Source organism: Nonomuraea maheshkhaliensis (genome assembly GCF_039529435.1).
GTDB lineage: Bacteria > Actinomycetota > Actinomycetes > Streptosporangiales > Streptosporangiaceae > Nonomuraea > Nonomuraea maheshkhaliensis.
Map to the genome: position 1 here is coordinate 1 of NZ_BAAAMU010000267.1, position 3,808 is coordinate 3,808.

Genomic DNA, 3,808 nt, shown 5'->3' on the forward strand with positions numbered 1-3,808 from the left:
CCAGCGCCTCCGCGCGTCCCGCGTCGCGCCCGACCACGGTGACGTCCTCGACCGGCCGCACCTCACGCAGCGCCGGCACGTGCCCGTACGCCTGCGGCCCGCTGCCGAACACCACCAGCCGCCGCGCCCCCGGCTCCGCCAGGTGCCGGACGGCCAGGGCGGAGACGGCGGGCGTGCGCAGCGAGGTGAGCGCGATCCCGTCCATGGCCGCCAGCGGGGCCAGGGTGTCGCCGTCGAACAGCAGGTACGTCCCCTGGATCCGGGGCAGCCCGCGCTCCGGGTTCGCGGGTGCGATGCTGACCGCCTTGACGCCCGCGTACCGGCGGGTGGCGGCCGGCATGAGCAGTAGTTGCCCGGCCGGCACGTCCACGACCGGCCGCTGCGGCGTGGCCTCGGGGTCGAGGCCGGCGCGCAGCGCCTCCTCCAGGACCGCGACGGCCCGCCCCATCGGCACCAGCCGCTCCAGGGTGGCCGCGTCCAGGTACGGGAGCCCGCTCATCGCAGCGTGAACCCGGTGGGGAACGGATCGGCGGGGTCGAGCTCGAAGGTGTGCCGCCCCGTCCGGTACGCCATGCCGTCGATCTCCACGACCACTCCCCGATCGGTCTCCTCCGCCACGCGCGCGGCGAAGACGCTGCCCACGATGCTCAAGTGGCGAAGTTCGCCGGTTTTGCCCTCGTCGTGCAGCAGCGCCATCCTGGCCGCGGTGCCCGAGCCGCAGGGCGAGCGGTCCACCTCGCCGTCGGCGAACACGGTGACGTTCCGCTGCCGTATGACCCCGCCGTCGCCGGGAAGGTCGTCGTGGAAGATCACCCCGTACACGCCGGACAGCCGCTCGTCGTCCGGATGCCTGGCGGCCGGATGACCGGCGAGTTCCGCCTTGATCCGGCGGGCGTGGCCGATGAGGGCGTCCACGTGGCGGGGCTCGACCGACAGCCCGACGGCCGAGGCGGGCAGCGAGGCGTAGATGGCGCCGCCGTACGCGACGTCCACGGTCGTCCCGGCCACGGGCACGTCGCGGGCGATGACGTACGAGGGCACGTTGACGAAGGTCACGGACGTGACCCGGCCGCCCGACGTACGCACCCGGGCCTTGACCCGGCCCGACGGCACGTCGACGACCACCTCGGTCACGCCGTCAGGCGCAGCCTCGACCAGGCCCTCCTGCACGGCGTACGCGCCGAGCGCGATCGTCCCGTGCCCGCAGGCGGTGGAGAAGCCGTCCTTGTGCCAGAACAGCGCGCCGAACCTGGCTCCCGGATCGTCAGGCGGGACCAGGAAGCAGCCGTACATGTCGGCGTGCCCGCGCGGCTCGTGACACAGCAGCCGCCGCACGTCGTCCAGCTCGGCCATCGCCGTGCTCCGGCGCGCGAGCACGTCGGAGCCGGCGATCTCGGGCACCCCGCCGGTGACGATCCTGAACGGCTCACCGGCCGTGTGGTAGTCGACCGTCGTTATCACCGCCGGCCCCTCACAGCTCGAACCCGGCGGGGAACGGGTCGCGCGGGTCGAGGAAGTACTGGGCGGTGCCGGTGATCCAGGCCCGCCCGGTGATCGACGGCAGGACGGCGGGCCGCCCGCCCACCTCGGTCTCCTCCAGCAGCCGGCCGATGAACCGGGTGCCGATGAACGACTCGTTGACGAAGTCGCGGCCGAGCGGCAGCTCGCCGCGGGCGTGCAGTTGCGCCATGCGGGCGCTGGTGCCGGTGCCGCAGGGCGAGCGGTCGAACCAGCCGGGGTGGATGGCCATGGCGTGCCGCGAGTGGTGCGCGTCGGAGCCGGGGGCGGTGAAGTAGACGTGGTGGCAGCCGCGGATGCGGTCGTCCTCGCGGTGGACGGGCTCGTCGGCGGCGTTGATCGCCTCCATGGTGGCCAGGCCGGCCGCGATGATCTCGTTCTTGGCCTTGCGGTCGAACGGCAGGCCGTAGCGGTCCAGGTCGACGACGGCGTAGAAGTTGCCGCCGTACGCGAGGTCGTACGGGATCTCCCCGAACCCCGGCACGCTCACCGAGGCGTCCAGCCGGTCGCAGTAGGAGGGCACGTTGCGCAGCGTCACGGACATGGCCATGCCGTCCTTGACCTCGACGTCCACCTCGACGAGCCCGGCGGGCACCTCCAGGCGCACGGTCGTGACCGGCTCGACGACCTCCACCATGCCGGTCTCCACCAGCACGGTCGCCACGCCGATGGTGCCGTGGCCGCACATCGGCAGCAGCCCCGACACCTCGATGAACAGCACGCCGTAATCCGCGTCCGGCCTGGTCGGCGGCTGCAGGATGGCGCCGCTCATGGCCGAGTGGCCGCGCGGCTCGGTCATCAGCAGGGTGCGGATGTGGTCGAGGTGGTCGCCGAAGTACACGCGCCGCTCGGCCATGCTCCCGCCGGGGATCACGCCGATGCCGCCGGTGATGACGCGGGTCGGCATGCCCTCGGTGTGGGAGTCGACGGCGTGGAAAACGCGTTTGGTCCTCATCGCAGCCCTTCTGCCAGTGCCTTCTCGGTCGCCGCCCGCACGATAGCCTCCTGCTCGCCGGTCAGCGGCTGCCGGGGCTGCCTGCACGGGCCGCCGTGCCGGCCGGCGACGTCCATCGACAGCTTGATGGCCTGGACGAACTCGGTCTTGGAGTCCCAGCGCAGCAGCGGGTGCAGGGCCCGGTAGAGCGGCAGCGCCGTCTCCAGGTCGGCCTCCACCGCCGCCCGGTAGAGGGCGGAGCTGGAGGCGGGCAGCGCGTTGGGGTAGCCGGCGATCCAGCCCACCGCACCGGCCAGGGCCAGTTCGAGCAGCACGTCGTCGGAGCCGATCAGCAGGTCGAGCCCGGGCGCCAGCTCGGCGATCTCGTACGCGCGGCGCACGTCCCCGGTGAACTCCTTGACCGCCACGATCAGCCCCTCCTCGTGCAGCCTGGCCAGCAGCGCCGGGGTGAGGTCCACCTTGGTGTCGTGCGGGTTGTTGTAGGCCACGACCGGCACGCCCGCCTTGGCGACCTCCCGGTAGTGCTCGACGACCGAGCGCTCGTCGGCGCGGTAGGCGTTCGGGGGCAGCAGCAGCACCGAGCCGCATCCGGCCTCGCCGGCCTGCTCGGCCCAGCGGCGCGACTCGGCGGCGCCGTACGCGCCCGCCCCGGCCATCACGGCGGGCCCGCCGACGGCCTCGACGGCGGTCTCGATCACCTTGGCGCGCTCCTGCGGGATGAGCGTCTGGTACTCGCCGAGCGACCCGTTCGGCACGACACCGTCACAGCCGTTGGCGACCAGCCAGCGGCAGTGCTCGGCGTAGGCGTCGTAGTCGACCGACAGGTCCTCGCGCAGGGGCAGCGCGGTGGCCACCATGACGCCGTGCCAGGGCTTGCTGCGGTTGTCCATCGGGAAGTCCTCCATGTCGCGGGGGGTTCAGTGAGCGGGATGATCTTCGGCGCCGTTGTCGTCGGGGCCGGGGGCTTCGATGGTGGCGAGCGCGCCGAGGGTGACGGGCTGGGCGATGGGGCGGCGGGGCGGCTGGGGCCGCTCACCGGCCAGGCAGGAGACGGCGTAGCCGCAGACGCGGCCCTGGCACCAGCCCATGCCGGGGCGGGCCAGGAGCTTGATCGCACGCGTGTCGGTGGCGCCGAGCCGCTGCGCCTCGCGTACGCGCGCCAGCGGCACCTCCTCGCACCGGCATACGATCGTGTCGTCCTTCAGCCACCCCTGCCAGCCGGGCCGCACGGGATAGGCCCGCTGCAACGCCTCCCCGAAGGCCCGCCACCGCTCCCTACGCCGGGCAAGCCGGGCCGGCACGCCTTCGGGGCGGCGGGCTGGAGGCGCATCCTGT

5 protein-coding genes are annotated in these 3,808 nt (G+C 73.4%); all 5 read right to left on the reverse strand.

Annotated features, from left to right (window positions below):
• On the reverse strand, positions 1-499 hold a 499-nt coding region (locus ABFX54_RS56125; protein ID WP_428834672.1), incomplete at its 3' end, for an ornithine cyclodeaminase family protein.
• Positions 496-1,461 carry a proline racemase family protein gene (locus ABFX54_RS56130; RefSeq protein ID WP_346115527.1) on the reverse strand — a complete coding sequence of 322 codons (966 nt, stop codon included), beginning with the start codon at positions 1,459-1,461 and terminating at the stop codon, positions 496-498. The genes ABFX54_RS56125 and ABFX54_RS56130, both read right to left, overlap by 4 nt.
• A gap of 10 nt (positions 1,462-1,471) precedes the next feature.
• Positions 1,472-2,473, reverse strand: coding sequence for a proline racemase family protein (locus ABFX54_RS56135; protein ID WP_346115528.1), 1,002 nt, complete (start codon positions 2,471-2,473; stop codon positions 1,472-1,474).
• Entirely contained in the window at positions 2,470-3,363 is an 894-nt protein-coding gene (locus ABFX54_RS56140; RefSeq protein ID WP_346115529.1) for a dihydrodipicolinate synthase family protein, read from the reverse strand. The genes ABFX54_RS56135 and ABFX54_RS56140 overlap by 4 nt, the downstream gene beginning before the upstream one ends.
• 27 nt (positions 3,364-3,390) lie before the next feature.
• A partial coding sequence (locus tag ABFX54_RS56145) for a (2Fe-2S)-binding protein (RefSeq protein ID WP_346115530.1) occupies positions 3,391-3,808 on the reverse strand: 418 nt, incomplete at its 5' end.

Excerpts from the sequence above, each read along its gene's own strand:
- ABFX54_RS56135 (WP_346115528.1), bottom strand. The coding sequence starts at position 2,473 with ATGAGGACCAAACGCGTTTTCCACGCCGTCGACTCCCACACCGAGGGC.
- ABFX54_RS56140 (WP_346115529.1), bottom strand. The coding sequence starts at position 3,363 with ATGGACAACCGCAGCAAGCCCTGGCACGGCGTCATGGTGGCCACCGCG.